Source organism: Pseudomonas sp. FG13 (assembly GCF_057809755.1).
Genome location: NZ_JBMDKO010000007.1, coordinates 1 through 25,730, shown reverse-complemented (window position 1 = coordinate 25,730; position 25,730 = coordinate 1). Strand labels below are relative to the sequence as shown.

The 25,730-nt window shown below is 55.7% G+C and carries 27 protein-coding genes, 4 tRNA genes and 1 rRNA gene; 1 reads left to right on the top strand and 31 read right to left on the bottom strand.

The window, feature by feature from the left end:
• The 31 genes from rpmC to rrf all read right to left on the bottom strand — a co-directional run bounded on the left by rpmC (position 1) and on the right by rrf (position 25,541).
• Positions 1 to 192 (bottom strand): 50S ribosomal protein L29, encoded by a 192-nt coding sequence (gene rpmC / locus ACODTO_RS08820; protein WP_002555481.1) that lies wholly within the window; start codon positions 190 to 192, stop codon positions 1 to 3.
• Complete coding sequence (gene rplP / locus ACODTO_RS08815) at positions 192 to 605, bottom strand: 50S ribosomal protein L16 (RefSeq protein ID WP_003186052.1); 414 nt, start codon at positions 603 to 605, stop codon at positions 192 to 194. The genes rpmC and rplP overlap by 1 nt, the downstream gene beginning before the upstream one ends.
• A 12-nt stretch (positions 606 to 617) precedes the next feature.
• The gene (gene rpsC, locus ACODTO_RS08810; RefSeq protein ID WP_024778328.1) at positions 618 to 1,304 is read right to left on the bottom strand and encodes a 30S ribosomal protein S3; all 687 of its coding nucleotides are present in this window, start codon (positions 1,302 to 1,304) and stop codon (positions 618 to 620) included.
• A 13-nt stretch (positions 1,305 to 1,317) separates the two neighbouring features.
• Entirely contained in the window at positions 1,318 to 1,650 is a 333-nt protein-coding gene (rplV, locus tag ACODTO_RS08805) for a 50S ribosomal protein L22 (RefSeq protein ID WP_003103908.1), read from the bottom strand.
• Between the two features lie 11 nt (positions 1,651 to 1,661).
• Complete coding sequence (gene rpsS, locus ACODTO_RS08800; RefSeq protein WP_002555486.1) at positions 1,662 to 1,937, bottom strand: 30S ribosomal protein S19; 276 nt, start codon at positions 1,935 to 1,937, stop codon at positions 1,662 to 1,664.
• A gap of 16 nt (positions 1,938 to 1,953) precedes the next feature.
• On the bottom strand, positions 1,954 to 2,778 hold the full coding sequence (rplB, locus tag ACODTO_RS08795) for a 50S ribosomal protein L2 (protein ID WP_007924198.1): 825 nt from the start codon (positions 2,776 to 2,778) through the stop codon (positions 1,954 to 1,956).
• Between the two features lie 14 nt (positions 2,779 to 2,792).
• Positions 2,793 to 3,092, bottom strand: a complete 300-nt coding sequence (gene rplW, locus ACODTO_RS08790) for a 50S ribosomal protein L23 (protein WP_002555488.1) — start codon at positions 3,090 to 3,092, stop codon at positions 2,793 to 2,795.
• Entirely contained in the window at positions 3,089 to 3,691 is a 603-nt protein-coding gene (rplD, locus tag ACODTO_RS08785; RefSeq protein WP_003186057.1) for a 50S ribosomal protein L4, read from the bottom strand. The genes rplW and rplD overlap by 4 nt, the downstream gene beginning before the upstream one ends.
• Positions 3,692 to 3,703: 12 nt before the next feature.
• Positions 3,704 to 4,339, bottom strand: coding sequence for a 50S ribosomal protein L3 (gene rplC / locus ACODTO_RS08780; protein WP_041022493.1), 636 nt, complete (start codon positions 4,337 to 4,339; stop codon positions 3,704 to 3,706).
• 80 nt (positions 4,340 to 4,419) lie between these two features.
• Complete coding sequence (rpsJ, locus tag ACODTO_RS08775; protein WP_003186070.1) at positions 4,420 to 4,731, bottom strand: 30S ribosomal protein S10; 312 nt, start codon at positions 4,729 to 4,731, stop codon at positions 4,420 to 4,422.
• A 156-nt stretch (positions 4,732 to 4,887) separates the two neighbouring features.
• On the bottom strand, positions 4,888 to 6,081 hold the full coding sequence (gene tuf, locus ACODTO_RS08770) for an elongation factor Tu (RefSeq protein WP_053191465.1): 1,194 nt from the start codon (positions 6,079 to 6,081) through the stop codon (positions 4,888 to 4,890).
• Positions 6,082 to 6,112: 31 nt separating this feature from the next.
• Positions 6,113 to 8,215: an elongation factor G gene (gene fusA, locus ACODTO_RS08765; protein WP_024776463.1), complete on the bottom strand. Its 2,103-nt coding sequence runs from the start codon at positions 8,213 to 8,215 to the stop codon at positions 6,113 to 6,115.
• 30 nt (positions 8,216 to 8,245) lie between these two features.
• Positions 8,246 to 8,716, bottom strand: coding sequence for a 30S ribosomal protein S7 (gene rpsG, locus ACODTO_RS08760; protein WP_024776462.1), 471 nt, complete (start codon positions 8,714 to 8,716; stop codon positions 8,246 to 8,248).
• A 103-nt stretch (positions 8,717 to 8,819) separates the two neighbouring features.
• On the bottom strand, positions 8,820 to 9,191 hold the full coding sequence (rpsL, locus tag ACODTO_RS08755; RefSeq protein WP_003186084.1) for a 30S ribosomal protein S12: 372 nt from the start codon (positions 9,189 to 9,191) through the stop codon (positions 8,820 to 8,822).
• Between the two features lie 216 nt (positions 9,192 to 9,407).
• Complete coding sequence (gene rpoC / locus ACODTO_RS08750; RefSeq protein WP_024776461.1) at positions 9,408 to 13,607, bottom strand: DNA-directed RNA polymerase subunit beta'; 4,200 nt, start codon at positions 13,605 to 13,607, stop codon at positions 9,408 to 9,410.
• Between the two features lie 64 nt (positions 13,608 to 13,671).
• Positions 13,672 to 17,745, bottom strand: coding sequence for a DNA-directed RNA polymerase subunit beta (gene rpoB, locus ACODTO_RS08745; RefSeq protein WP_139650416.1), 4,074 nt, complete (start codon positions 17,743 to 17,745; stop codon positions 13,672 to 13,674).
• 219 nt (positions 17,746 to 17,964) lie between these two features.
• Complete coding sequence (gene rplL, locus ACODTO_RS08740; protein ID WP_024776459.1) at positions 17,965 to 18,330, bottom strand: 50S ribosomal protein L7/L12; 366 nt, start codon at positions 18,328 to 18,330, stop codon at positions 17,965 to 17,967.
• A gap of 79 nt (positions 18,331 to 18,409) precedes the next feature.
• Positions 18,410 to 18,910 (bottom strand): 50S ribosomal protein L10, encoded by a 501-nt coding sequence (rplJ, locus tag ACODTO_RS08735; protein WP_024776458.1) that lies wholly within the window; start codon positions 18,908 to 18,910, stop codon positions 18,410 to 18,412.
• Positions 18,911 to 19,108: 198 nt separating this feature from the next.
• Positions 19,109 to 19,804, bottom strand: coding sequence for a 50S ribosomal protein L1 (gene rplA / locus ACODTO_RS08730; protein WP_003186095.1), 696 nt, complete (start codon positions 19,802 to 19,804; stop codon positions 19,109 to 19,111).
• Positions 19,804 to 20,235, bottom strand: a complete 432-nt coding sequence (gene rplK, locus ACODTO_RS08725) for a 50S ribosomal protein L11 (RefSeq protein WP_003176435.1) — start codon at positions 20,233 to 20,235, stop codon at positions 19,804 to 19,806. Before rplK ends, rplA begins: the two co-directional genes overlap by 1 nt.
• A gap of 117 nt (positions 20,236 to 20,352) precedes the next feature.
• Positions 20,353 to 20,886 carry a transcription termination/antitermination protein NusG gene (nusG, locus tag ACODTO_RS08720; RefSeq protein ID WP_010443972.1) on the bottom strand — a complete coding sequence of 178 codons (534 nt, stop codon included), beginning with the start codon at positions 20,884 to 20,886 and terminating at the stop codon, positions 20,353 to 20,355.
• Positions 20,887 to 20,895: 9 nt separating this feature from the next.
• On the bottom strand, positions 20,896 to 21,264 hold the full coding sequence (gene secE / locus ACODTO_RS08715; RefSeq protein WP_024776457.1) for a preprotein translocase subunit SecE: 369 nt from the start codon (positions 21,262 to 21,264) through the stop codon (positions 20,896 to 20,898).
• 45 nt (positions 21,265 to 21,309) lie between these two features.
• Positions 21,310 to 21,385, bottom strand: a tRNA-Trp gene (locus tag ACODTO_RS08710).
• A 53-nt stretch (positions 21,386 to 21,438) separates the two neighbouring features.
• Positions 21,439 to 22,632, bottom strand: a complete 1,194-nt coding sequence (gene tuf / locus ACODTO_RS08705; protein WP_053191465.1) for an elongation factor Tu — start codon at positions 22,630 to 22,632, stop codon at positions 21,439 to 21,441.
• Between the two features lie 84 nt (positions 22,633 to 22,716).
• A tRNA-Thr gene (locus tag ACODTO_RS08700) sits at positions 22,717 to 22,792 on the bottom strand.
• A 26-nt stretch (positions 22,793 to 22,818) separates the two neighbouring features.
• Positions 22,819 to 22,892 (bottom strand) — tRNA-Gly (locus ACODTO_RS08695).
• Positions 22,893 to 22,917: 25 nt separating this feature from the next.
• Positions 22,918 to 23,002, bottom strand: a tRNA-Tyr gene (locus tag ACODTO_RS08690).
• A 142-nt stretch (positions 23,003 to 23,144) separates the two neighbouring features.
• Positions 23,145 to 23,588 carry a hypothetical protein gene (locus ACODTO_RS08685; RefSeq protein ID WP_175364283.1) on the bottom strand — a complete coding sequence of 148 codons (444 nt, stop codon included), beginning with the start codon at positions 23,586 to 23,588 and terminating at the stop codon, positions 23,145 to 23,147.
• 7 nt (positions 23,589 to 23,595) lie between these two features.
• A complete protein-coding gene (locus ACODTO_RS08680) occupies positions 23,596 to 24,345 on the bottom strand; it encodes a pantothenate kinase (protein ID WP_175364282.1) in 750 nt (249 codons plus the stop codon).
• Positions 24,335 to 25,291, bottom strand: a complete 957-nt coding sequence (birA, locus tag ACODTO_RS08675; RefSeq protein ID WP_489106297.1) for a bifunctional biotin--[acetyl-CoA-carboxylase] ligase/biotin operon repressor BirA — start codon at positions 25,289 to 25,291, stop codon at positions 24,335 to 24,337. The genes ACODTO_RS08680 and birA overlap by 11 nt, the downstream gene beginning before the upstream one ends.
• A gap of 134 nt (positions 25,292 to 25,425) precedes the next feature.
• Positions 25,426 to 25,541, bottom strand: a 5S ribosomal RNA gene (gene rrf, locus ACODTO_RS08670).
• On the opposite strand from rrf, the gene ACODTO_RS08665 reads away from it, so the two are divergent.
• Positions 25,530 to 25,730 (top strand): hypothetical protein (locus tag ACODTO_RS08665; RefSeq protein WP_489106296.1); only part of this gene is annotated, 201 nt, incomplete at its 3' end. The two genes, rrf and ACODTO_RS08665, sit on opposite strands and share 12 nt — an antisense overlap.

Here is a 25,730-nt window from a genome sequence, read left to right as displayed (position 1 = left end):
TTACTTACCTGCCTGCTGGTTGAGCACAGTTTTCACGCGAGCGATGTCACGCTTAACTTGCGAGAGCAGATGAGACTGCCCCAACTGGCCAGTTGCTTTCTGCATACGCAGATTGAACTGGTCGCGCAGCAGGCCGAGCAGTTGCTCGTTCAGCTGCTGTGCTGATTTTTCACGAAGTTCATTCGCTTTCATCACATCACCGTCCGTTTAACAAAGGAGGTGGCGAGCGGCAGCTTTGCAGCAGCCAGGGCGAAAGCCTCACGCGCCAGCTCTTCAGAAACACCCTCGATTTCATACAGGACTTTGCCTGGCTGAATCTGGGCAACCCAGTACTCCACGTTACCCTTACCTTTACCCATCCGAACTTCGAGTGGCTTCTTGGTGACAGGCTTGTCCGGGAATACACGGATCCAGATCTTGCCGCCACGTTTTACGTGACGGGTCAGAGCACGACGCGCTGACTCGATCTGACGAGCGGTGAGACGACCACGAGCAACAGACTTCAGCGCGAACTCGCCGAAGCTGACTTTGCTACCGCGCAATGCCAGGCCACGGTTGTGACCGGTCATCTGCTTGCGGAACTTCGTACGCTTTGGTTGCAACATTTGGCGTACCCCTTACTTAGCAGCTTTTTTACGAGGCGCTGGTGCTTGTGGTTTCAGCTCTTCTTGGCGACCACCAATTACTTCGCCTTTGAAGATCCAAACCTTTACACCGATCACACCGTAGGTGGTGTGAGCTTCGTAGTTGGCATAGTCGATGTCGGCACGCAGGGTGTGCAGTGGCACACGACCTTCGCGATACCATTCAGTACGTGCGATTTCAGCACCGCCGAGACGACCGCTCACTTGGATTTTGATGCCTTTGGCACCAATGCGAATTGCGTTCTGTACAGCGCGCTTCATAGCGCGACGGAACATTACGCGACGCTCCAGCTGCTGAGCTACGCTCTGCGCAACCAGCATACCGTCGAGTTCCGGCTTGCGGATCTCTTCGATATTGATGTGCACAGGCACACCCATTTGCTTGGTCAGGTCCTGACGCAGTTTCTCAACATCTTCACCTTTCTTCCCGATAACGATACCTGGACGAGCGGTGTGGATGGTGATACGTGCAGTCTGAGCCGGACGATGGATATCGATACGGCTTACGGACGCGCTTTTTAGTTTGTCTTGGAGATACTCACGCACCTTCAGATCAGCGAACAAGTAGTCCGCATAAGTCCGACCGTCTGCGTACCAGACGGAGGTGTGCTCCTTGACGATTCCCAGGCGAATGCCAATGGGATGTACTTTCTGACCCATCTCTTCGACTCCGTTACTTGTCAGCAACCTTGACAGTGATATGGCAAGACCGCTTGACGATGCGATCAGCACGGCCTTTGGCACGTGGCATGATGCGCTTCAGCGAACGCCCTTCGTTGACGAAAACGGTGCTGACCTTCAGGTCATCAACGTCTGCGCCTTCGTTATGCTCGGCGTTGGCTACGGCCGACTCCAGCACTTTTTTCATGATCTCGGCGGCTTTCTTACTGCTGAAAGCCAACAGGTTGAGCGCTTCGCCCACCTTCTTCCCGCGGATCTGGTCGGCGACCAAGCGGGCTTTCTGGGCGGAGATTCGAGCGCCCGACAACTTAGCGGCTACTTCCATTTCCTTACCCCTTAACGCTTGGCTTTCTTGTCAGCCACGTGCCCACGGTATGTGCGGGTACCGGCGAACTCGCCCAGTTTGTGGCCGACCATGTCTTCGTTCACGAGAACTGGGACGTGCTGGCGACCGTTGTGTACTGCGATGGTCAGACCGACCATTTGTGGCAGGATCATCGAACGACGCGACCAGGTCTTAACTGGTTTGCGATCGTTCTTTTCCGCCGCCACTTCGATCTTCTTCAGTAGGTGAAGATCAATAAAAGGACCTTTTTTCAGAGAACGTGGCACTGTCGTATCCCTCTATTTACTTGCGACGACGGACGATCATTTTGTCGGTACGCTTATTACCACGAGTCTTCGCGCCCTTAGTCGGGAAGCCCCATGGCGATACCGGATGACGACCACCAGAGGTACGACCTTCACCACCACCATGTGGGTGGTCAACCGGGTTCATGGCAACACCACGAACGGTTGGGCGAACGCCACGCCAGCGCTTGGCACCAGCTTTACCCAACGAACGCAGGCTGTGCTCGGAGTTCGAGACTTCGCCCAGGGTCGCACGGCATTCAGCCAGTACTTTACGCATCTCACCAGAACGCAGACGCAGGGTCACGTAGACACCCTCACGAGCGATCAGCTGAGCCGAAGCACCAGCGGAACGAGCGATTTGCGCGCCTTTACCTGGCTTCAATTCGATGCCGTGTACGGTGCTACCAACTGGAATGTTACGCAGTTGCAGAGCGTTGCCCGGCTTGATCGGTGCCAGGGCACCTGCGATCAGCTGGTCGCCAGCACTCACGCCTTTAGGGGCGATGATGTAGCGACGCTCGCCATCTGCGTACAGCAGCAGAGCGATGTGAGCAGTACGGTTTGGATCGTATTCGATACGCTCGACGGTGGCAGCGATGCCATCCTTGTCGTTGCGACGGAAGTCGACCAGACGATAATGCTGCTTATGACCACCACCCACGTGACGTGTAGTGATACGGCCATTGTTGTTACGACCACCAGACTTCGATTTTTTCTCGAGCAGCGGTGCGTGAGGAGCGCCTTTATGCAGCTCCTGGTTGACCACCTTGACCACAAAACGGCGGCCAGGGGAAGTCGGTTTGCATTTAACGATTGCCATGATGCACCCCTTCCTTACTCAGCACTGCTGCTGAAATCGAGATCTTGGCCTGGCTGAAGGGAGATAACTGCCTTCTTCCAGTCATTACGCTTGCCCAGACCGCGAGCAGTGCGCTTGCTTTTACCCAGAACGTTCAGGGTAGTCACGCGCTCTACTTTCACGCTGAACAGGCTTTCGACGGCCTTCTTGATTTCCAGCTTGGTTGCGTCGGTAGCAACCTTGAAAACGAACTGGCCTTTCTTGTCTGCCAGAACCGTAGCCTTCTCGGAAACGTGCGGGCCAAGCAGAACTTTAAATACGCGTTCCTGGTTCATCCCAGCAGCTCCTCGAATTTCTTCACGGCCGACACGGTGATCAACACCTTGTCGTATGCGATCAGACTGACCGGATCGGAACCCTGTACGTCACGAACATCGACGTGCGGCAGGTTACGAGCAGCCAGGTACAGGTTCTGATCAACAGCGTCAGACACGATCAAGACGTCAGTCAGGCCCATGCCGTTCAGCTTGTTCAGCAGATCTTTGGTTTTCGGTGCTTCAACAGCGAAGTCCTGAACCACGACCAGACGATCAGTACGCACCAGCTCAGCAAGGATGGAACGCATTGCTGCGCGATACATCTTCTTGTTCAGCTTCTGGGAGTGATCCTGAGGACGAGCTGCGAAAGTGGTACCGCCGCCACGCCAGATTGGGCTACGGATAGTACCGGCACGAGCACGGCCAGTACCTTTCTGACGCCATGGGCGCTTACCGCCACCGGAAACGTCGGAACGGGTCTTTTGCTGCTTGCTACCTTGACGGCCGCCAGCCATGTAGGCCACGACTGCTTGGTGAACCAGCGTCTCGTTGAATTCGCCGCCAAATGTCAGTTCGGAAACTTCGATCGCTTGAGCGTCATTTACATTTAATTGCATGTCAGCTTCCCCTTAACCGCGAGCCTTGGCTGCTGGACGTACAACCACGTTGCCGCCAGTAGCGCCAGGAACAGCGCCCTTGACCAACAACAGATTGCGTTCAGCGTCCACGCGCACTACTTCGAGGGACTGCACGGTCACGCGCTCGGCGCCCATATGACCGGACATTTTCTTGCCCTTGAATACACGACCAGGAGTCTGGCACTGGCCGATAGAGCCTGGAACGCGGTGGGATACGGAGTTACCGTGGGTGTTATCTTGCCCGCGGAAGTTCCAACGCTTGATCGTACCCTGGAAGCCTTTACCTTTGGACTGACCGGTTACATCAACCAGTTGACCAGCAGCGAAGATTTCAGCATTGATCAGATCGCCGGCCTGGTACTCGCCTTCTTCAAGACGGAATTCCAGTACGGTACGACCAGCGGCAACGTTCGCCTTGGCGAAGTGGCCAGCTTGAGCAGCTGTTACACGCGAAGCACGACGCTCGCCGACAGTGACTTGCACTGCACGATAGCCATCGGTCTCTTCAGTTTTGAACTGGGTGACGCGATTCGGCTCGATCTCAATGACCGTGACCGGAATGGAGACACCTTCTTCGGTGAAAATACGGGTCATACCGCATTTACGACCGACTACACCAATAGTCATGTTGTAAACCTCATGAGTGTACGGGGCTTTCACCCGCTATGGCCGCCCATTTCAGAGCGTTACACGACTAAGACCGAGTCTTAGCCGAGGCTGATCTGCACTTCCACACCGGCCGCAAGATCGAGCTTCATAAGTGCATCAACGGTTTTATCCGTTGGCTGGACGATGTCCAGAACGCGCTTATGAGTACGGATCTCGTACTGGTCACGCGCGTCTTTGTTGACGTGCGGGGAGACCAGAACGGTGAACCGCTCTTTACGGGTAGGCAGTGGAATTGGACCACGCACTTGAGCACCAGTACGTTTCGCGGTTTCCACGATTTCCTGGGTGGATTGGTCGATCAGGCGATGGTCAAAAGCCTTCAACCTGATACGGATTTGCTGATTTTGCATTGGATTTCAGACTCCGGCTGCTATTCCCACCGGGCGCAATACGCCCGTTAAAAGGAGGCGCAATTCTATAGACGCCCCTGATAGGTGTCAACCCAATAAAAAAGCCCCCGCTAAGCGGGGGCTTTTTCAACTCATCAGGCAGACTCTAAAAGAGACTTACTCGATGACTTTGGCTACGACGCCAGCGCCGACGGTACGACCGCCTTCACGGATAGCGAAACGCAGACCGTCTTCCATCGCGATGGTTTTGATCAGAGTGACAGTCATCTGGATGTTGTCACCTGGCATTACCATTTCAACGCCTTCTGGCAGCTCGCAGTTACCAGTCACGTCAGTTGTACGGAAGTAGAACTGTGGACGGTAGCCTTTGAAGAACGGAGTATGACGACCGCCTTCTTCCTTACTCAGAACGTAAACTTCTGCAACGAACTTGGTGTGTGGCTTGACGGTGCCTGGCTTGACCAGAACCTGACCACGCTCAACGTCGTCACGCTTGGTGCCGCGCAGCAGCACGCCGCAGTTCTCGCCAGCACGACCTTCGTCCAGCAGCTTACGGAACATTTCAACGCCGGTGCAGGTAGTTTTCTGAGTGTCGCGCAGACCGACGATCTCAACTTCTTCCTGGATGCGGACGATGCCACGCTCAACACGACCAGTCACAACAGTACCGCGACCAGAGATCGAGAATACGTCTTCGATTGGCATCAGGAACGGCTTGTCGATAGCACGCTCTGGCTCTGGGATGTAGCTGTCCAGAGTTTCCACCAGCTTCTTGACAGCAGTGGTGCCCATTTCGTTGTCGTCTTGGCCGTTCAGAGCCATCAGAGCCGAACCGATGATGATTGGAGTGTCATCACCTGGGAAGTCGTAAGTGCTCAGCAGGTCGCGCACTTCCATCTCAACCAGTTCCAGCAGCTCAGCGTCGTCAACCATGTCAGCCTTGTTCAGGAAGACAACGATGTACGGAACGCCTACCTGACGGGACAGCAGGATGTGCTCACGGGTTTGTGGCATCGGACCATCAGCGGCCGAGCAAACCAGGATCGCGCCGTCCATCTGGGCAGCACCGGTGATCATGTTTTTTACGTAGTCGGCGTGACCTGGGCAGTCAACGTGTGCGTAGTGACGCACGGCCGAATCGTATTCAACGTGAGCGGTGTTGATGGTGATACCGCGAGCTTTTTCTTCCGGGGCGCTGTCGATCTTGTCGAAGTCAACCTTGGCCGAACCGAAAACTTCGGAGCAGACACGGGTCAGAGCAGCGGTCAGAGTGGTTTTACCGTGGTCAACGTGACCGATGGTGCCAACGTTGACGTGCGGTTTGTTACGTTCAAATTTTTCTTTAGCCACGACAATTAACTCCTAGCCTAAAGGGGCTGAATCAGCCTTGTTTTTTAACGATAGCTTCGACGACGTTCGACGGAGCCTCGGAGTATTTGGAGAATTCCATAGAGTAGCTCGCGCGACCCTGGGACATGGAACGAACGTCGGTTGCGTAACCGAACATCTCGCCCAGCGGAACCTCGGCACGGATAACCTTACCGGAAACCGTGTCTTCCATACCCTGGATCAGACCGCGACGACGGTTCAGGTCACCCATCACGTCGCCCATGTAGTCCTCAGGTGTTACGACTTCAACCTTCATGATCGGCTCAAGAACAACACCGCCACCTTTGGTAGCCAGTTGCTTGGTCGCCATGGAGGCCGCCACCTTGAACGCCATCTCGTTGGAGTCGACGTCGTGGTAAGAACCATCGAACACGGTAGCCTTCAGGCCGATCAGCGGATAGCCGGCGACAACGCCGTTCTTCATCTGCTCTTCGATACCCTTCTGGATAGCAGGGATGTATTCCTTCGGAACCACACCACCAACTACTTCGTTCACGAACTGCAGACCTTCCTGACCTTCGTCAGCAGGCGCAAAACGGATCCAGCAGTGGCCGAACTGACCACGACCGCCGGACTGGCGAACGAACTTGCCTTCGATCTCACAAGCCTTCGTGATCTTCTCACGATAGGAAACCTGTGGCTTACCGATGTTGGCTTCGACGTTGAACTCGCGGCGCATCCGGTCAACCAGGATGTCCAGGTGCAACTCACCCATGCCGGAGATGATCGTTTGACCAGTCTCTTCATCGGTCTTGACGCGGAAAGACGGGTCTTCCTGAGCGAGTTTGCCCAGAGCGATACCCATTTTTTCCTGGTCATCCTTGGTTTTCGGCTCAACGGCAACCGAGATAACCGGCTCCGGGAAGTCCATGCGAACCAGGATGATTGGCTTGTCAGCGGAGCACAGGGTGTCACCAGTGGTGACGTCCTTCATGCCGATCAGGGCCGCGATGTCGCCAGCGCGTACTTCCTTGATCTCTTCGCGGGTGTTTGCGTGCATTTGCACCATACGACCCACGCGCTCTTTCTTGCCCTTGACCGAGTTGATCACGCCGTCGCCGGAGTTCAACACGCCCGAGTAAACGCGAGCGAATGTCAGGGTACCCACGAATGGGTCGGTAGCGATCTTGAACGCCAGAGCCGAGAACGGCTCGTTGTCGTCTGCATGACGCTCCATTTCGACAGTCTCGTCATCCGGGTCGGAACCCTTGATGGCTGGAATGTCGACCGGTGCAGGCAGGTAGTCGATAACGGCGTCGAGAACCAGGGGAACACCCTTGTTCTTGAAGGAAGAACCGCAAACAGCCAGAACGATTTCACCAGCGATAGTACGCTGACGCAGAGCAGCCTTGATCTCTTCGATCGACAGCTCTTCGCCTTCCAGGTACTTGTTCATCAGCTCTTCGTTGGCTTCGGCAGCAGCCTCAACCATGTTGCTGCGCCACTCTTCAGCCAGCTCTTGCAGCTCAGCCGGGATCGGACCACGAATGGCAGCCATACCCTTGTCGCCGTCGTTCCAGCGAACAGCTTCCATGGTCATCAGATCGATCTGACCTTCGAAGTTGTCTTCGGAACCGATAGCCAGCTGGATAGGCACCGGGGTGTGACCCAGACGCTGCTTGATCTGACCGATCACGCGCAGGAAGTTGGCACCAGCACGGTCCATCTTGTTTACGTAAACAAGACGCGGAACGCCGTATTTATTGGCTTGACGCCATACGGTTTCAGACTGAGGCTCAACACCGGAAGTACCGCAGAACACAACGACAGCGCCGTCGAGTACGCGCAGCGAACGCTCTACTTCAATGGTGAAGTCAACGTGGCCGGGGGTATCGATGATGTTGAAGCGGTGCTTAGGGAATTGCTTGTTCGAGCCTTCCCAGAAAGCAGTAGTAGCAGCGGAGGTAATGGTAATACCCCGCTCCTGCTCTTGTACCATCCAGTCCATGGTCGCGGCGCCATCATGCACCTCGCCCATTTTGTGGTTTACGCCCGTGTAGAACAGGACGCGCTCAGTGGTAGTGGTTTTACCCGCATCCACGTGAGCAACGATACCAATGTTACGGTAGCGTTTAATATCGGTTGTACGAGCCATAAAGCCCTCGCAAATTGAGTGACGCTAAAATTAGAAGCGGTAGTGCGAGAAAGCCTTGTTGGCCTCAGCCATACGGTGCACGTCTTCACGCTTCTTAACTGCAGCACCTTTACCTTCAGCAGCGTCCAGCAGCTCACCAGCCAAACGCAGAGCCATGGACTTCTCGCCGCGCTTGCGGGCGAAGTCTACGAGCCAGCGCATGGCCAGAGCGTTACGACGGGACGGACGAACTTCGACCGGAACCTGGTAGGTAGCACCGCCTACGCGGCGCGACTTCACTTCGACCAGCGGAGCGATGGCGTCGAGTGCTTTTTCGAAGAGTTCCAGGGGATCGGAGTTCTTGCGCTCTTTAACTTTTTCCAGCGCGCCATAAACGATACGCTCGGCAACGGCTTTCTTGCCGCTTTCCATTACGTGGTTCATGAACTTGGCGAGAATCTGGCTTCCGTATTTCGGATCGTCCAGAATCTCACGTTTGGCTGCTACGCGACGTCTTGGCATTGATAAGCCCTCAAACGGTCTTCAGGTTAGCCCGGGACAGCAAACGCGTGCCCGACCTTACTCTTATCGACTCAATAAAAATGAAAAACTGCAAAACGACCGATTACTTCGGACGCTTGGTACCGTACTTCGAACGACCCTGGTTACGGCCTTTAACGCCGGAGGTATCCAAGGAGCCGCGAACGGTGTGGTAACGAACACCTGGCAAGTCTTTTACACGACCGCCGCGGATCAGTACCACGCTGTGCTCTTGCAGGTTGTGGCCTTCACCGCCGATGTACGAGGAAACCTCGAAACCGTTGGTCAGACGCACACGGCATACTTTACGCAGTGCCGAGTTAGGTTTTTTCGGCGTGGTGGTATACACACGGGTGCATACGCCACGACGTTGCGGGCAGTTCTGCAGCGCAGGTACGTCGGATTTCTCGACGATACGCTTACGCGGCTGACGTACCAGCTGGTTGATAGTTGCCATCTACTAGCTCCACTGTTGTCTTGCGACGCTATTGTCTTACAAGAAAAGCAAAATGGCAGGAACGAATTCCCGCCAAATTTAGGGGATCAAGAGTCTAAAGAGGATCTTGTCCCCAGTCAAGGCAAGGCCCCGACCTCCCCGCCCGCCGGATCTCGACAATTTGTCTCGATCCGGCGAATGGGGCGACCAGGGCCAGGCACTTAATTACCGCAGAACTCAGTTACCGCTCGAGTTCAACGCTTCGGTCAGTGCAGCTTCCACTTCACTGGCGCTTACGCGCAACGGCTTGTCTGCATCACGGCGACGCTTGCGCTCGCTGTGATAGGCCAAACCGGTACCAGCCGGGATCAGACGACCCACGACCACGTTTTCCTTCAGGCCGCGCAGGTAATCGCGCTTGCCGGTAACCGCCGCCTCGGTCAGTACCCGGGTGGTTTCCTGGAAGGAAGCCGCCGAGATGAACGATTCGGTGGACAACGACGCCTTGGTGATACCCAGCAGAACGCGGGTGAACTTGGCGACAAACTTGTCTTCCGTGCTCAGGCGCTCGTTCTCTACCAGTACGTGAGTCAGTTCCATCTGGTCGCCCTTGATGAAGCTGGAGTCACCGGACTCGGAGATCTCAACTTTACGCAGCATCTGACGCAGAATGGTCTCGATGTGCTTGTCGTTGATCTTCACGCCTTGCAGACGGTAAACGTCCTGGATCTCGTTCACGATGTACTTGGCCAGCGCACTCACACCCAGCAGACGCAGGATGTCGTGTGGATCGCTCGGGCCGTCGGAGATAACTTCGCCGCGGTTTACCTGTTCGCCTTCGAAGACGTTCAGGTGGCGCCACTTCGGAATCAGCTCTTCATACGGATCGCTACCGTCGTTCGGGGTGATAACCAGACGGCGCTTGCCCTTGGTCTCTTTACCGAACGCGATGGTGCCGCTGACTTCAGCCAGAATCGAAGCTTCTTTCGGACGACGGGCTTCGAACAGGTCGGCAACACGCGGCAGACCACCGGTGATGTCACGAGTCTTCGAAGTTTCTTGCGGGATACGAGCGATAACATCACCGATCGCGATCCGCGCACCGTCGGCCACACCGACCAGGGCGTTGGCTGGCAGGAAGTACTGAGCGATTACGTCAGTGCCTGGCAGCAACAGGTCCTTGCCGTTGTCGTCGACCATCTTAACGGCTGGACGGATGTCCTTGCCGGCAGCTGGACGATCTTTGGCGTCAAGTACTTCAATGTTGGTCATACCGGTCAATTCGTCGGTCTGACGCTTGATCGTGATGCCTTCTTCCATGCCCACGTAGGTCACGGTACCTTTCATCTCAGTGACGATCGGGTGAGTGTGCGGATCCCACTTGGCCACGATTGCGCCAGCTTCGACCTTGTCACCTTCCTTCACCGAAATCACAGCACCGTAAGGCAGCTTGTAACGCTCGCGCTCACGACCGAAGTCGTCCGCGATCGCCAGCTCACCCGAACGGGATACAGCTACCAGATGACCATCCACACGCTCAACGTGCTTCAGGTTGTGCAGACGGACAGTACCGCCGTTCTTCACCTGAACGCTGTCGGCTGCGGAGGTCCGGCTTGCCGCACCACCGATGTGGAACGTACGCATCGTCAGCTGGGTACCCGGCTCACCGATGGACTGGGCAGCGATAACGCCGACCGCTTCACCGATGTTCACCTGGTGACCGCGAGCCAGGTCGCGACCGTAGCACTTGGCGCAGATGCCGTAGCGGGTTTCACAGCTGATCGGAGAACGCACGATCACTTCGTCGATGCTGTTGAGTTCGATGAACTCGACCCACTTCTCGTCGACCAGGGTGCCAGCAGGAACGATCACGTCCTCGGTACCCGGCTTGAAGACGTCACGGGCAATGACACGACCCAGTACGCGTTCACCCAACGGCTCAACAACGTCACCGCCTTCAATGTGCGGCGTCATCAGCAGGCCATGTTCGGTGCCGCAATCGATCTCGGTCACGACCAGATCCTGCGCCACGTCTACCAGACGACGAGTCAGGTAACCGGAGTTCGCCGTTTTCAACGCGGTATCCGCAAGACCCTTACGAGCACCGTGCGTGGAAATGAAGTACTGGAGTACGCTCAAACCTTCACGGAAGTTCGCTGTAATCGGGGTCTCGATGATGGAACCGTCCGGCTTGGCCATCAGGCCACGCATACCGGCGAGCTGACGGATCTGCGCAGCAGAACCCCGTGCGCCCGAGTCGGCCATCATGTACATCGAGTTGAAGGACTCCTGGTCGACTTCCTCGCCATGACGGTCGATGACCTTCTCTTTCGAGAGGTTGGCCATCATCGCCTTGGAAACTTCGTCGTTCGCCTTGGACCAGAGGTCGATTACCTTGTTGTACTTCTCGCCCTGGGTTACCAGGCCGGAGGCGTACTGACTTTCGATCTCTTTCACTTCTTCGGTAGCAGTACCGATGATGCGGGCTTTTTCATCCGGGATAACGAAGTCGTTAACACCGATGGAAACACCGGAGATGGTCGAATAGGCAAAACCGGTGTACATCAACTGGTCAGCGAAGATCACGGTCTCTTTCAAACCAACCACGCGGTAGCACTGGTTGATCAGCTTGGAGATCGCCTTTTTCTTCATCGGCAGGTTGACGACGTCAAACGACAGACCTTTCGGCACCACCTGGAACAACAACGCACGGCCGACGGTAGTGTCGACGATACGGGTGTTGGTCACGCTGTTGCCGTCACGATCGTTCACCGTTTCGTTGATCCGCACCTTGACCTTGGCGTGCAGTGCGGCTTCGCCGGCACGGAACACACGGTCAACTTCCTGCAGATCCGCAAACACACGACCTTCGCCCTTGGCGTTGATCGCTTCACGAGTCATGTAGTACAGACCCAATACAACGTCCTGCGACGGAACGATGATTGGCTCACCGTTGGCTGGCGACAGGATGTTGTTGGTAGACATCATCAACGCGCGCGCTTCGAGCTGGGCTTCCAGCGTCAGCGGCACGTGCACGGCCATTTGGTCGCCGTCGAAGTCGGCGTTGTACGCAGCACAGACCAGTGGGTGCAGCTGGATAGCCTTACCTTCGATCAGTACCGGTTCAAACGCCTGGATACCCAGACGGTGAAGGGTCGGTGCACGGTTGAGCAACACTGGGTGTTCGCGAATCACTTCGGCGAGAACGTCCCAGACCTCTGGCAGCTCGCGCTCGACCATCTTCTTCGCAGCCTTGATGGTGGTCGCCAGACCACGCATTTCCAGCTTGCCGAAAATGAACGGCTTGAACAGTTCCAGAGCCATCTTCTTAGGCAGACCGCACTGATGCAGACGCAGGGTCGGACCTACGGTAATTACCGAACGACCGGAGTAGTCAACGCGCTTACCGAGCAAGTTCTGACGGAAACGACCCTGCTTACCCTTGATCATGTCAGCCAGGGATTTCAGAGGACGCTTGTTGGAACCGGTGATAGCGCGGCCACGACGACCGTTGTCGAGCAATGCGTCGACCGCTTCCTGCAACATACGCTTTTCGTTGCGCACGATGATGTCCGGAGCGGACAGGTCGAGCAGGCGCTTCAAGCGGTTGTTACGGTTGATCACCCGACGATACAGATCGTTGAGGTCGGAAGTCGCGAAACGACCGCCATCGAGCGGAACCAGTGGACGCAGATCTGGCGGCAGAACCGGCAGAACGGTCAGCACCATCCACTCTGGCAGGTTGCCGGAACCCTGGAAGGCCTCCATCAACTTCAGACGCTTGGACAGCTTCTTGATCTTGGTTTCGGAGTTGGTTTGCGGAATTTCTTCACGCAGACGGCCAATCTCGTGCTCCAGGTCGATCGCGTGCAGCAGTTCGCGGACAGCTTCAGCACCCATGCGGGCATCGAAATCGTCGCCGAATTCTTCCAGCGCCTCGAAATACTGCTCGTCGTTCAGCAGCTGACCTTTTTCAAGGGTGGTCATGCCTGGATCGATAACGACATAGCTCTCGAAGTAGAGAACACGCTCGATATCACGCAGGGTCATGTCCATCAGCAGGCCGATACGGGACGGCAGCGATTTCAGGAACCAGATGTGGGCAACCGGCGATGCCAGCTCGATGTGCGCCATGCGCTCACGACGAACTTTTGCCAGTGCAACTTCAACGCCGCACTTCTCGCAGATAACACCACGGTGCTTCAAGCGCTTGTACTTACCGCACAGGCACTCGTAATCCTTTACCGGGCCAAAGATCTTGGCGCAGAACAGGCCGTCACGCTCAGGTTTGAACGTACGGTAGTTGATGGTTTCCGGCTTTTTCACTTCACCGAACGACCACGAACGGATCATCTCAGGCGAGGCCAATCCGATACGGATGGCGTCGAACTCTTCGACTTGACCCTGGTTTTTCAGCAAATTCAGTAGGTCTTTCAAGGCCTTTCCTCCTGGCGGAGCAGAGAGCGGGCAAGACAGCCCCGCTCTCGATTCGCGTCACGTGTTATTCGGTTTCCAGATCGATATCGATGCCGAGGGAACGAATTTCCTTGATCAACACGTTGAAGGACTCGGGCATGCCCGGCTCCATACGGTGATCGCCGTCCACGATGTTCTTGTACATCTTGGTCCGACCGTTCACATCGTCCGACTTCACTGTGAGCATTTCTTGCAGAGTGTATGCAGCACCGTACGCTTCCAGTGCCCAGACCTCCATCTCCCCGAAACGCTGACCACCGAACTGTGCCTTACCACCCAGCGGCTGCTGGGTGACCAGGCTGTAAGAACCGGTAGAACGAGCGTGCATCTTGTCGTCCACCAAGTGGTTCAGCTTCAGCATGTACATGTAGCCAACGGTAACCGGACGCTCGAACTTGTTGCCGGTACGACCATCGAACAGTTGCATCTGGCCGCTTTCCGGCAGGTCTGCCAGTTTCAGCATGGCCTTGATTTCAACTTCCTTGGCACCGTCGAACACCGGAGTGGCCATTGGAACGCCGCCCTTGAGGTTCTTCGCCAGATCCAGGATTTCCTGGTCGGAGAAGCTGTCGAGCTCTTCGTTACGACCGCCGATCTCGTTGTAGATCTCGTGCAGGAACTTGCGCAGGTCAGCGACCTTGCGCTGCTCTTCGAGCATGCGGTTGATCTTCTCGCCCAAGCCCTTGGCCGCGAGGCCCAAGTGGGTTTCAAGGATCTGACCGACGTTCATACGCGAAGGTACGCCCAGCGGGTTGAGGACGACGTCGACTGGAGTACCGTTGGCATCGTGCGGCATGTCTTCAACCGGCATGATCACGGAGACCACACCCTTGTTACCGTGACGACCGGCCATCTTGTCACCCGGCTGGATGCGACGGCGGATTGCCAGGTAGACCTTGACGATCTTCAGTACGCCCGGTGCCAGGTCATCGCCCTGCTGCAGCTTGCGCTTCTTGTCTTCGAACTTGTCGTCCAACAAGCGACGGCGATCAACGATATAAGCCTGAGCCTTCTCGAGCTGCTCGTTCAACGCGTCCTCAGCCATGCGCAGCTTGAACCACTGGCCATGCTCAAGACCGTCAAGGACTTCGTCGGTGATTTCCTGACCTTTCTTCAGGCCGGCGCCGCCTTCGGCCTTGTGGCCAACCAGCGCTGCGCGCAGACGTTCGAAAGTTGCGCCTTCAACGATACGGAACTCTTCGTTCAGGTCCTTGCGGATCTCGTCGAGCTGAGTCTTCTCGATGGACAGTGCGCGTGCATCACGCTCAACGCCGTCGCGAGTGAAGACCTGTACGTCGATGACGGTACCCTTGGTGCCAGTAGGCACGCGCAGGGAGGTGTCCTTAACGTCGCTGGCCTTCTCACCGAAGATGGCACGCAGCAGTTTTTCTTCCGGAGTCAGCTGGGTCTCGCCTTTCGGGGTGACCTTGCCGACCAGGATGTCGCCAGCGCCTACTTCGGCACCTACATAAACGATACCGGCTTCGTCCAGCTTGTTCAGTGCAGCTTCACCCACGTTCGGGATGTCCGCAGTGATTTCCTCTGGGCCAAGCTTGGTGTCACGGGCCACACAGGTCAGTTCCTGGATGTGGATCGTGGTGAAGCGGTCTTCCTGAACCACACGCTCGGACAGGCAGATGGAGTCTTCGAAGTTGAAGCCGTTCCACGCCATGAACGCGATGCGCATGTTCTGGCCCAGTGCCAGCTCACCCATGTCGGTGGACGGGCCGTCAGCCATGATGTCGCTGCGCTGGACCCGATCACCTTTGCTCACCAGCGGACGCTGGTTGATGCAGGTGTTCTGGTTGGAGCGGGTGTATTTGGTCAGGTTGTAGATGTCGACACCAGCTTCGCCCGGCTCAACTTCATCATCGGCAACACGAACCACGATACGGCTGGCATCGACGGAATCGATCACACCGCCACGACGAGCCACGACGCAAACGCCGGAGTCACGGGCAACGTTACGCTCCATGCCGGTACCTACCAGCGGCTTGTCGGCACGCAGGGTCGGTACAGCTTGACGCTGCATGTTCGAACCCATCAACGCACGGTTGGCGTCGTCGTGCTCGAGGAACGGGATCAGCGACGCAGCGACCGAAACTACCTGCTTGGGCGATACGTCCATCAGTGTGACGTCTTCCGGCGCCTTGACGGTGAACTCGTTCAGGTGACGAACAGCTACCAGCTCGTCGATCAGGACTTTCTTGTCGTTCATCGTGGCCGAAGCCTGAGCGATCACGTGATCGGCTTCTTCGATGGCGGACAGGAATACGATCTCGTCGGTGACCAGAGCGTCTTTCACCACACGGTACGGGCTCTCGAGGAAGCCGTACTGGTTGGTGCGCGCATAGGCAGCCAGGGAGTTGATCAGACCGATGTTCGGACCTTCCGGCGTTTCGATCGGGCAGACGCGACCGTAGTGGGTCGGGTGTACGTCACGAACTTCGAAGCCTGCGCGCTCACGGGTCAGACCACCTGGGCCGAGTGCGGAGACACGACGCTTGTGGGTGATCTCGGACAGCGGGTTGTTCTGGTCCATGAACTGGGACAGCTGGCTGGAACCGAAGAACTCTTTCACCGCCGCCGCTACCGGCTTGGCGTTGATCAGGTCTTGCGGCATCAGGCCTTCGCTTTCAGCCATCGACAGACGTTCCTTGACCGCGCGCTCTACACGCACCAGGCCAACACGGAACTGGTTCTCGGCCATTTCGCCTACGCAGCGAACACGGCGGTTACCCAGGTGGTCGATGTCATCGACGATACCCTTGCCGTTACGGATGTCGACCAGGGTCTTGAGTACTGCAACGATGTCATCCTTGTTCAGCACGCCCGAACCTTCGATCTCGGTACGACCGATACGACGGTTGAACTTCATCCGGCCGACCGCAGACAGGTCATAGCGCTCAGGACTGAAGAACAGGTTGTTGAACAGGGTTTCGGCGGCATCCTTGGTTGGCGGCTCGCCAGGACGCATCATGCGATAGATCTCGACCAGCGCTTCCAGTTGGTTGCCAGTGGAGTCGATCTTCAACGTATCGGAAATGAACGGACCGCAGTCGATATCGTTGGTATACAGAGTTTCGATACGAACGACCTGGGCCTTGACGATTTTCGCCAGGATCTCGGTGCTCAGCTCGGTATTGCACTCTGCGAGGATTTCACCGGTGGCCGGGTGCACGATTACCTTGGCCGTGGTGCGACCGAGGACGTAATCAATTGGCACCTGCAGCTCTTTGATCCCGGCCTTTTCCAGCTGGTTGATGTGACGGGCAGTAATACGACGCCCCTGCTCGACAATAACCTTGCCTTTGTCGTCCTGGATATCGAGGACCGCGATCTCACCGCGCAGGCGCTGAGGCACCAGTTCCAGGCTGAGGTTTTCACCCTGAACATGGAAGACGTTGGTGGTGTAGAACGCGTCCAGCACTTCTTCCGTGGTGTAGCCGAGCGCACGCAGCAGTACCGATGCAGGCAGCTTGCGACGACGGTCGATACGCACGAATACGCAGTCTTTCGGGTCGAACTCGAAGTCCAACCAGGAACCGCGGTAAGGAATGATGCGCGCGGAGTAGAGCAGTTTACCGGAGCTGTGCGTCTTGCCACGGTCGTGGTCGAAGAACACGCCCGGAGAACGGTGCAGCTGGGAAACGATTACACGCTCGGTACCGTTGATAACGAAGGTACCGTTCTCAGTCATCAGGGGGATTTCACCCATGTAGACTTCTTGCTCTTTGATGTCCTTGATCGCTTTGTTCGACGATTCTTTGTCGAAAATGATCAGGCGCACTTTTACCCGCAAAGGTACGGCGTAAGTTACACCGCGCAATACGCATTCTTTGACATCAAATGCCGGTTCGCCCAGGCGATAACCGACGTACTCCAGCGCAGCATTGCCGGAGTAGCTGATGATCGGGAAAACGGATTTGAAGGCCGCATGCAGGCCCACGTCGCGGAACTGATCTTTAGTCGCTCCCGCTTGCAAGAATTCACGATACGAATCCAGCTGGATGGCCAGGAGGTACGGCACATCCATGACGTCCGGCAACTTGCTAAAGTCCTTGCGGATACGTTTTTTCTCAGTATATGAGTAAGCCATCAGCGTTCCCCAGCTTGGTCACCTGCTTGTTTGGCTCCCCCCGACGGGAGCAGCCAGAAAATCGTGCAAACCCCATGGTTTGCGCCACCGCCTCGGGTGGTTACAGCTCGTTACCAGCACCGACCCAATCGGCTGCCAATAACGGAAAAAGGCCGGTGGCAAGAGCCACCAGCCATCAGCCTTTCGCTTGACGCTCGGGCTGGAGACGCAAGGTCGAAGTTACTTAACTTCGACGGAAGCGCCTGCTTCTTCCAGCTTCTTCTTCGCGTCTTCAGCAGCTTCTTTGGAAACGCCTTCAGCGATAACCTGAGGAGCGGTGTCAACCTTCTCCTTGGCTTCTTTCAGACCCAGACCGGTCAGTTCGCGAACAGCCTTGATCACGTTGACTTTCTTGTCGCCAGCGGCGGTCAGAACAACGTTGAACTCGGTTTGCTCTTCAACGACAGCAGCTGGACCAGCAGCAGCAACGGTAGCAGCAGCGGCGGTAACGCCGAACTTCTCTTCCATTGCCTTGATCAGCTCAACGATTTCCATTACGGATTTTTCGCCGATTGCTTCGATGATTTGTTCGTTAGTCAGAGACATGACTCAATTCCTGAATTGGGGGATAGCCGGCACGGCCATCGAAATAAACAAAAATACGCGAGAGAGGAAACGCTCAGCCTTAGGCTGCAGCGGCTTCTTTCTGATCGCGAATTGCCGCCAGAGTACGAGCCAATTTGCTGGTAGCGCCTTGAATCACGCTCATCAGCTGAGAAATTGCTTCGTCACGGGTCGGCAGAGTTGCCAGTACGTCGATTTGGTTAGCTGCGAGGAACTTGCCCTCGAACGCAGCTGCCTTGATCTCGAACTTATCCTGACCCTTTGCGAACTCTTTGAAGATACGGGCAGCAGCGCCCGGATGTTCTTTCGAGAATGCAATCAGGGTCGGGCCGACGAACGCGTCGTTGAGCACGTCATATTGAGTGCCTTCAACAGCGCGCTTCAGCAGGGTGTTACGTACGACACGTACATAAACACCAGCTTCGCGGGCCTCTTTACGGAGTCCGGTCATAGCGCCTACTGTTACGCCACGGGCATCAGCCACGACAGCGGACAGAGCGACTTTGGCAGCCTCGTTGACTTCAGCGACGATGGCCTTCTTGTCTTCGAGTTTAATTGCCACGGGTTTAACTCCTGCTTGTTACCGTTTCATTCGATCGAAACCGAATGTCGTTTTGGTGTCTGATTCGGTAAGGAACCGGGAGCACCATCTGCGTAGGCTTGTGGTTTAAGACTTGCGTCGCCTACGGTCTTGGATAGCCCCCGCCAGGCAGGGACCCCAATTTTTCAATTGGCGCAATTGCTTGCGCCAATCTGTGTCTTACGCGTCGAGCGAGCTCTGGTCGATGACCAGACCTGGGCCCATGGTGGTGCTCAGGGTAACGCGCTTGACGTAGATGCCTTTCGAAGAAGCTGGCTTGATACGCTTCAGGTCAGCGATCAGGGCTTCAACGTTTTCCTTCAGCTTGACGGCATCGAAACCGATCTTGCCAACGGAAGTGTGGATGATGCCGTTTTTGTCGGTGCGATAACGAACCTGACCAGCCTTCGCGTTCTTGACCGCGGTAGCTACGTCTGGGGTTACGGTGCCGACTTTCGGGTTAGGCATCAGACCACGTGGACCGAGGATCTGACCCAGCTGACCTACAACGCGCATGGCATCAGGGGATGCGATCACTACGTCATAGTTCAGGTCGCCGCCTTTCATTTCAGCAGCCAGATCATCCATGCCTACGCGATCAGCGCCAGCAGCCAGAGCAGCTTCAGCTGCTGGGCCCTGGGTGAAAACGGCAACACGGACAGTCTTGCCAGTGCCGTGTGGCAGCACGGTAGCGCTACGAACGACCTGGTCGGATTTACGTGGGTCAACGCCCAGGTTTACAGCAACGTCGAACGACTCGCTGAACTTGACAGTCGACAGCTCAGCCAGCAGAGCTGCGGCGTCTACAAAGTTGTAGGCCTTGCCTGCTTCGATTTTGCCGGCGATAGCCTTTTGACGCTTGGTCAGCTTAGCCATTACACACCCTCCACGTTAAGGCCCATGCTACGAGCAGAACCGGCGATAGTACGCACGGCTGCATCCATATCAGCTGCAGTCAGATCCGCGTTTTTGGTTTTCGCGATTTCTTCCAGCTGAGCACGGGTAACGGTGCCAACCTTAACGGTGTTTGGACGAGCGGAACCGCTGGTCAAACCTGCAGCCTTCTTCAGCAGAACCGAAGCAGGGGTGCTCTTTGTTTCGAAAGTGAAGCTACGGTCGCTGTAGACAGTGATGATCACTGGAGTCGGCAGACCTGGCTCAAGACCCTGGGTACGGGCGTTGAAAGCCTTGCAGAACTCCATGATGTTCACGCCGTGCTGACCCAGAGCAGGACCAACGGGTGGACTTGGGTTAGCCTGAGCGGCCTTCACTTGCAGCTTGATGTAAGCGGTAATCTTCTTGGCCATGAGGCACTCCAATTACGGGTTCGAACGCCTCGAAAGGCTCCCCGGTTACTTGCGCGTTTATCCCAGTGACGACAAAACCCCACAGCCTTGGGCTGCGGGGTTGGGATGCCTGTTCGATCAGACCTTTTCGACCTGACTGAACTCGAGCTCTACCGGAGTAGAGCGACCGAAAATGAGCACTGCGACCTGGATCCGGCTCTTCTCGTAGTTAACTTCTTCAACCGTGCCGTTGAAATCAGCGAATGGACCATCAGTGACTCGCACCACTTCACCTGGCTCAAACAATGTTTTCGGCTTCGGCTTGTCGCTACCATCAGCGACGCGACGCAGAATTGCTTCTGCCTCTTTATCCGTAATTGGCGCAGGCTTATCGGCAGTACCACCAATGAAACCCATCACCCGAGGGGTATCCTTGACCAAGTGCCAAGTCCCTTCGTTCATATCCATCTGCACCAGCACATAGCCTGGGAAGAACTTGCGTTCGCTTTTGCGTTTCTGGCCATTACGCATTTCAACCACTTCTTCAGTGGGAACCAGAATCTCGCCAAAGCCATCTTCCATGCCAGCCAGCTTCACACGCTCTATCAGCGAGCGCATCACATGCTTCTCGTAACCCGAGTAAGCATGCACAACGTACCAACGCTTAGCCACGGGACACCCTTAGCCAACAATCAAGGAAACGAGCCAGCCGAGCAGGGAATCAAGCCCCCACAACAGCAACGCCATAACCAGAACAACAGCCACAACGATCAACGTGGTCTGCGTGGTTTCTTGGCGAGTCGGCCATACGACTTTACGAATCTCGGTGCGGGCTTCCTTAGCGAGTACAAAGAAAGACTTGCCCTTGGCTGTCTGCAGGCCTACAAAGGCAGCAACAGCAGCGATAGCAAGCAATGCGAGTACGCGGTACAGGATCGGCGAAGCAGAAAAATACTGATTGCCAACAACGCCAACAACCACCAAAGCGACTACCACTAGCCACTTGAGCAGATCGAAGCGAGAGCCTTGAGCTTCAGCTTTAGGAGTCATCTATGAAGATCCTGTGAAAAGAAAGCCAGACACACTGAGTGAATCTGGCAGGTCAGGAGGGAATCGAACCCCCAACCTACGGTTTTGGAGACCGTCGCTCTGCCAATTGAGCTACTGACCTAAAACAAAATCAGGCCGACCATTATGCCGGCCCGAAAAAGACATTACAACTGTTTACTCGATGACTTTTGCTACGACGCCAGCGCCGACGGTACGACCGCCTTCACGGATAGCGAAACGCAGACCGTCTTCCATCGCGATGGTTTTGATCAGAGTGACAGTCATCTGGATGTTGTCACCTGGCATTACCATTTCAACGCCTTCTGGCAGCTCGCAGTTACCAGTCACGTCAGTTGTACGGAAGTAGAACTGTGGACGGTAGCCTTTGAAGAACGGAGTATGACGACCGCCTTCTTCCTTGCTCAGAACGTAAACTTCTGCAACGAACTTGGTGTGTGGCTTGACGGTGCCTGGCTTGACCAGAACCTGGCCACGCTCAACGTCGTCACGCTTGGTGCCGCGCAGCAGCACGCCGCAGTTCTCGCCAGCACGACCTTCGTCCAGCAGCTTGCGGAACATTTCAACGCCGGTGCAGGTAGTTTTCTGAGTGTCGCGCAGGCCGACGATCTCAACTTCTTCCTGGATGCGGACGATGCCACGCTCAACACGACCAGTCACAACAGTACCGCGACCGGAGATCGAGAATACGTCTTCGATTGGCATCAGGAACGGCTTGTCGATAGCACGCTCTGGCTCTGGGATGTAGCTGTCCAGAGTTTCCACCAGCTTCTTGACAGCAGTGGTGCCCATTTCGTTGTCATCTTGGCCGTTCAGAGCCATCAGAGCCGAACCAATGATGATTGGAGTGTCATCACCTGGGAAGTCGTAAGTGCTCAGCAGGTCGCGCACTTCCATCTCAACCAGTTCCAGCAGCTCAGCGTCGTCAACCATGTCAGCCTTGTTCAGGAAGACAACGATGTACGGAACGCCTACCTGACGGGACAGCAGGATGTGTTCACGGGTTTGCGGCATCGGACCATCAGCGGCCGAGCAAACCAGGATCGCGCCGTCCATCTGGGCAGCACCGGTGATCATGTTTTTTACGTAGTCGGCGTGACCTGGGCAGTCAACGTGTGCGTAGTGACGCACGGCCGAATCGTATTCAACGTGAGCGGTGTTGATGGTGATACCGCGAGCTTTTTCTTCCGGGGCGCTGTCGATCTTGTCGAAGTCAACCTTGGCCGAACCGAAAACTTCGGAGCAGACGCGGGTCAGAGCAGCGGTCAAGGTGGTTTTACCGTGGTCGACGTGACCGATGGTACCGACGTTGACGTGCGGCTTATTACGTTCGAACTTTTCCTTAGCCATCGAAATCACCCCTAGGAGAAGAATTTAGCAACTCACACAAGCCATTAAAACAAAGGCAGATATTTTCATATCTGCCTTGTTATATGGAGCTCTTGAGCGGATTTGAACCGCTGACCTCACCCTTACCAAGGGTGTGCTCTACCAACTGAGCTACAAGAGCGAAACACTTTGCACAACCTGCAAACCTGGAGCGGGTAGCGGGAATCGAACCCGCATCATCAGCTTGGAAGGCTGAGGTTCTACCACTAAACTATACCCGCGGAGCCTGCAGCTCACGCTAGAAACTGGTGGAGGGGGAAGGATTCGAACCTTCGAAGTCGTAGACGTCAGATTTACAGTCTGATCCCTTTGGCCGCTCGGGAACCCCTCCTAAGCGAGCCGGCATTCTACATCATGCCAGCCTTCTGTCAAGCATTTTCTCATTAAAAACCTGAGGTTAGCTGCGTTGACCACGTTTCGCATTGTTGACTGTTAAAGGTCTTCGCTGCGAAGCGGGCGCCATTCTATGCAAACTACCCCGAGGGTGCAACCCCCTCACAAGGCATTATTTTATGTTTTAACTCATTGAATTCTTTAGAAAGGTTTTGAAGGAACGTTTCATTCACCTTCCCTGTACTTTCCGGCGAAACCTGGACCCAAAATCCGGCCTCAGGGGCACCTGAAGCAGTGGCGCGCGCCACAACCCCCAGCGCTGCCAATTTTTGCTCCAACTGCCGGTTCATTTCCGGACGAGTAAAGCCGCCCAGATAAACACACGTCTTTTGCGCTTCACCGGGCTTTCCCGAATCGCGCCTCACAAGCGCGTCCGCCGTCTCACTCAAGAGATGAATATCCTGCTGCGAGCCGCGATACAAACTCAGAGGGGTGACATCCTTAGCACGAAGCGGAGCTTCCTGTTGATGCCATACATAATAGAAAGCGTTCAAAACCAGCAATAACAGGAACAGCCACCGCATAGGAACCTCAAGACAAAGGACAGGCCATCGCCAAGCCGACAAAAACCAGGTCAGGCACCAACCTGGCGTCAGGGACAATACCGGAAACCAGATTAGCGTCCCCCCCCGTTAGAAACACAACGAAATCCTCACCCCAGTACTGCCGCGCCATCTCAAGTTGAGTCAGGACAAACCCCCTGAGCATCAACATGCAACCACGCTCCACGGCCTCGACAGTCGCCCGCCCAGGGGCGAGACTTTCATGAGCACGCTCCGCAGCCCTATCGTCATAGCGAATCCGGCGGGTATGGGTACGCAACTGATTGCGCATCAAGGACATGCCCGGACAAATGAAGCCCCCAAGGTGCTCACCGTCTGCAGCCACAAAATCGGCTGTAACGGCGGTACCAAAATCGAGCACCAGACAAGCACCCGAGGCCAGGTGAAACCCTCCAAGCAAAGCCAACCATCGATCCAGGCCCAGCCGCTCGTAATCCTCATAGCCATTTCGAACGCCGGCCATTTCACGGGTTGGCACAGCTCGCGCTACGGTCACTCCGAACGCATCAACCAGCGCAGTAACCAGCGATTCGGTTTCTTCCTGGGTGCGCACGCTGACAAGACGACATTTTATGAGCTGAAATTTTCCAGCATCGCTCAAACAAGCCAGTAGATCGCCATCAGAACTGACCACACCTCCGTCGACCGGCGTAAGGCCGTCGGCGCGAAGCACACGCCACTTGATAAAGCTGTTGCCGCAATCGAGCTCAAGAATCATCACGCAACCTCAAACTGAGCTCACCACCGCTAAAATTTCTTTCCACGCCATCCACCTTCAAACGCAGCGCTCCCTGGTAATCGATACCCAGCACAACGCCATCAATTTGATTGACACCCGCAATCAATGATACAGCCCGCCCTTGCCACAAATGATGCCGCTCCCACTCTGGCTGTATTGCGGCAAATCCAGACGCCTGGTGAAGCGTCAAGAATCGCTGGAGATTTGCCCCCAATCGCGCCACCAACTCATTCCGGTCAAAACACCTTCCAGCCACAAGACTCATGGATGTCCACTGCTGATCAACCTCATCGCTGGACTGCATATTCACATTGATTCCCACCCCCAGGACAACGTGGCAGACATCAGCCGGATCCCCTACTAGCTCAAGCAATATCCCTGCAATCTTTCTATCATCAACCAGAACATCGTTAGGCCATTTCAACCCCGCCTGCTGAACGCCCATATCATGCAAAGCATGCAAGACAGCCAGTCCCACAACGAGACTGAGCCCTTCTATTTGGCGCATGCCGCCATCGATACGCAGTACTAGGCTGTAGTAGAGGTTTTCTGCAAAGGGACTGACCCACTTTCGACCGCGGCGACCGCGGCCGGCAGTCTGCCGCTCAGCCAAAACCAGGAATGGCGCCGCCACCCCGCGCTCTATGGAGCGCAACGCTTCAGCATTGGTGGAGTCGATGGAATCGAATATATGAACAGGCCATCCGCAAGGTTCCTTTGCATCAATCTCGGCCGCATCCAGTAGCAATAATGGCCTGGCCAATTGATACCCCCTGCCTCTGACCTTATGAACAGACAAGCCCAGCTCTGCCTCCAGGTGCTGCAGCTGCTTCCATACAGCACTGCGACTGATACCCAGCGCAGCGCCTAGCGCCTGCCCCGAATGAAAGCGGCCATCCTTCAGAAGTTTTAGCAACGTGAGCATGCGAACTGCGCCCTGACAATGAGGCCCGCATGATAGCCATGCGCAAGACGGTTGCATAGAAAGACAGAGGAAGCTTTCCTGCGGGCAAAACAAAACCCCTACCTGCGTCAGCAGATAGGGGTTTCGGAATTTAATCTTGACGATGACCTACTCTCACATGGGGAAACCCCACACTACCATCGGCGATGCATCGTTTCACTTCTGAGTTCGGGATGGGATCAGGTGGTTCCAACGCTCTATGGTCGTCAAGAAATTCGGTAGCCAGCGCGTGCCTTGCGGTCACGTTCCAGCGAATGGGTATGCGATAGTTTGTGTGTTGCTGCTGAGTCAGTCCGAACTTTCGGTTCGTTTCGTCTTCACACACCGCAATCTGGTGCCCTTTCGGGTCAGCAAATTGCTTGGGTGTTATATGGTCAAGCCTCACGGGCAATTAGTACAG

Excerpts from the sequence above, each read along its gene's own strand:
- rpmC (WP_002555481.1), bottom strand. The coding sequence starts at position 192 with ATGAAAGCGAATGAACTTCGTGAAAAATCAGCACAGCAGCTGAACGAG.
- rplP (WP_003186052.1), bottom strand. The coding sequence starts at position 605 with ATGTTGCAACCAAAGCGTACGAAGTTCCGCAAGCAGATGACCGGTCAC.
- rpsC (WP_024778328.1), bottom strand. The coding sequence starts at position 1,304 with ATGGGTCAGAAAGTACATCCCATTGGCATTCGCCTGGGAATCGTCAAG.
- rplV (WP_003103908.1), bottom strand. The coding sequence starts at position 1,650 with ATGGAAGTAGCCGCTAAGTTGTCGGGCGCTCGAATCTCCGCCCAGAAA.
- rplB (WP_007924198.1), bottom strand. The coding sequence starts at position 2,778 with ATGGCAATCGTTAAATGCAAACCGACTTCCCCTGGCCGCCGTTTTGTG.
- rplW (WP_002555488.1), bottom strand. The coding sequence starts at position 3,092 with ATGAACCAGGAACGCGTATTTAAAGTTCTGCTTGGCCCGCACGTTTCC.
- rplD (WP_003186057.1), bottom strand. The coding sequence starts at position 3,691 with ATGCAATTAAATGTAAATGACGCTCAAGCGATCGAAGTTTCCGAACTG.
- rplC (WP_041022493.1), bottom strand. The coding sequence starts at position 4,339 with ATGACTATTGGTGTAGTCGGTCGTAAATGCGGTATGACCCGTATTTTC.
- rpsJ (WP_003186070.1), bottom strand. The coding sequence starts at position 4,731 with ATGCAAAATCAGCAAATCCGTATCAGGTTGAAGGCTTTTGACCATCGC.
- fusA (WP_024776463.1), bottom strand. The coding sequence starts at position 8,215 with ATGGCTCGTACAACCGATATTAAACGCTACCGTAACATTGGTATCGTT.
- rpsG (WP_024776462.1), bottom strand. The coding sequence starts at position 8,716 with ATGCCAAGACGTCGCGTAGCAGCCAAACGTGAGATTCTGGACGATCCG.
- rpsL (WP_003186084.1), bottom strand. The coding sequence starts at position 9,191 with ATGGCAACTATCAACCAGCTGGTACGTCAGCCGCGTAAGCGTATCGTC.
- rpoB (WP_139650416.1), bottom strand. The coding sequence starts at position 17,745 with ATGGCTTACTCATATACTGAGAAAAAACGTATCCGCAAGGACTTTAGC.
- rplL (WP_024776459.1), bottom strand. The coding sequence starts at position 18,330 with ATGTCTCTGACTAACGAACAAATCATCGAAGCAATCGGCGAAAAATCC.
- rplA (WP_003186095.1), bottom strand. The coding sequence starts at position 19,804 with ATGGCTAAGCTGACCAAGCGTCAAAAGGCTATCGCCGGCAAAATCGAA.
- rplK (WP_003176435.1), bottom strand. The coding sequence starts at position 20,235 with ATGGCCAAGAAGATTACCGCTTACATCAAGCTGCAAGTGAAGGCCGCT.
- secE (WP_024776457.1), bottom strand. The coding sequence starts at position 21,264 with ATGACTCCTAAAGCTGAAGCTCAAGGCTCTCGCTTCGATCTGCTCAAG.
- tuf (WP_053191465.1), bottom strand. The coding sequence starts at position 22,632 with ATGGCTAAGGAAAAGTTCGAACGTAATAAGCCGCACGTCAACGTCGGT.
- ACODTO_RS08685 (WP_175364283.1), bottom strand. The coding sequence starts at position 23,588 with ATGCGGTGGCTGTTCCTGTTATTGCTGGTTTTGAACGCTTTCTATTAT.
- ACODTO_RS08680 (WP_175364282.1), bottom strand. The coding sequence starts at position 24,345 with ATGATTCTTGAGCTCGATTGCGGCAACAGCTTTATCAAGTGGCGTGTG.
- birA (WP_489106297.1), bottom strand. The coding sequence starts at position 25,291 with ATGCTCACGTTGCTAAAACTTCTGAAGGATGGCCGCTTTCATTCGGGG.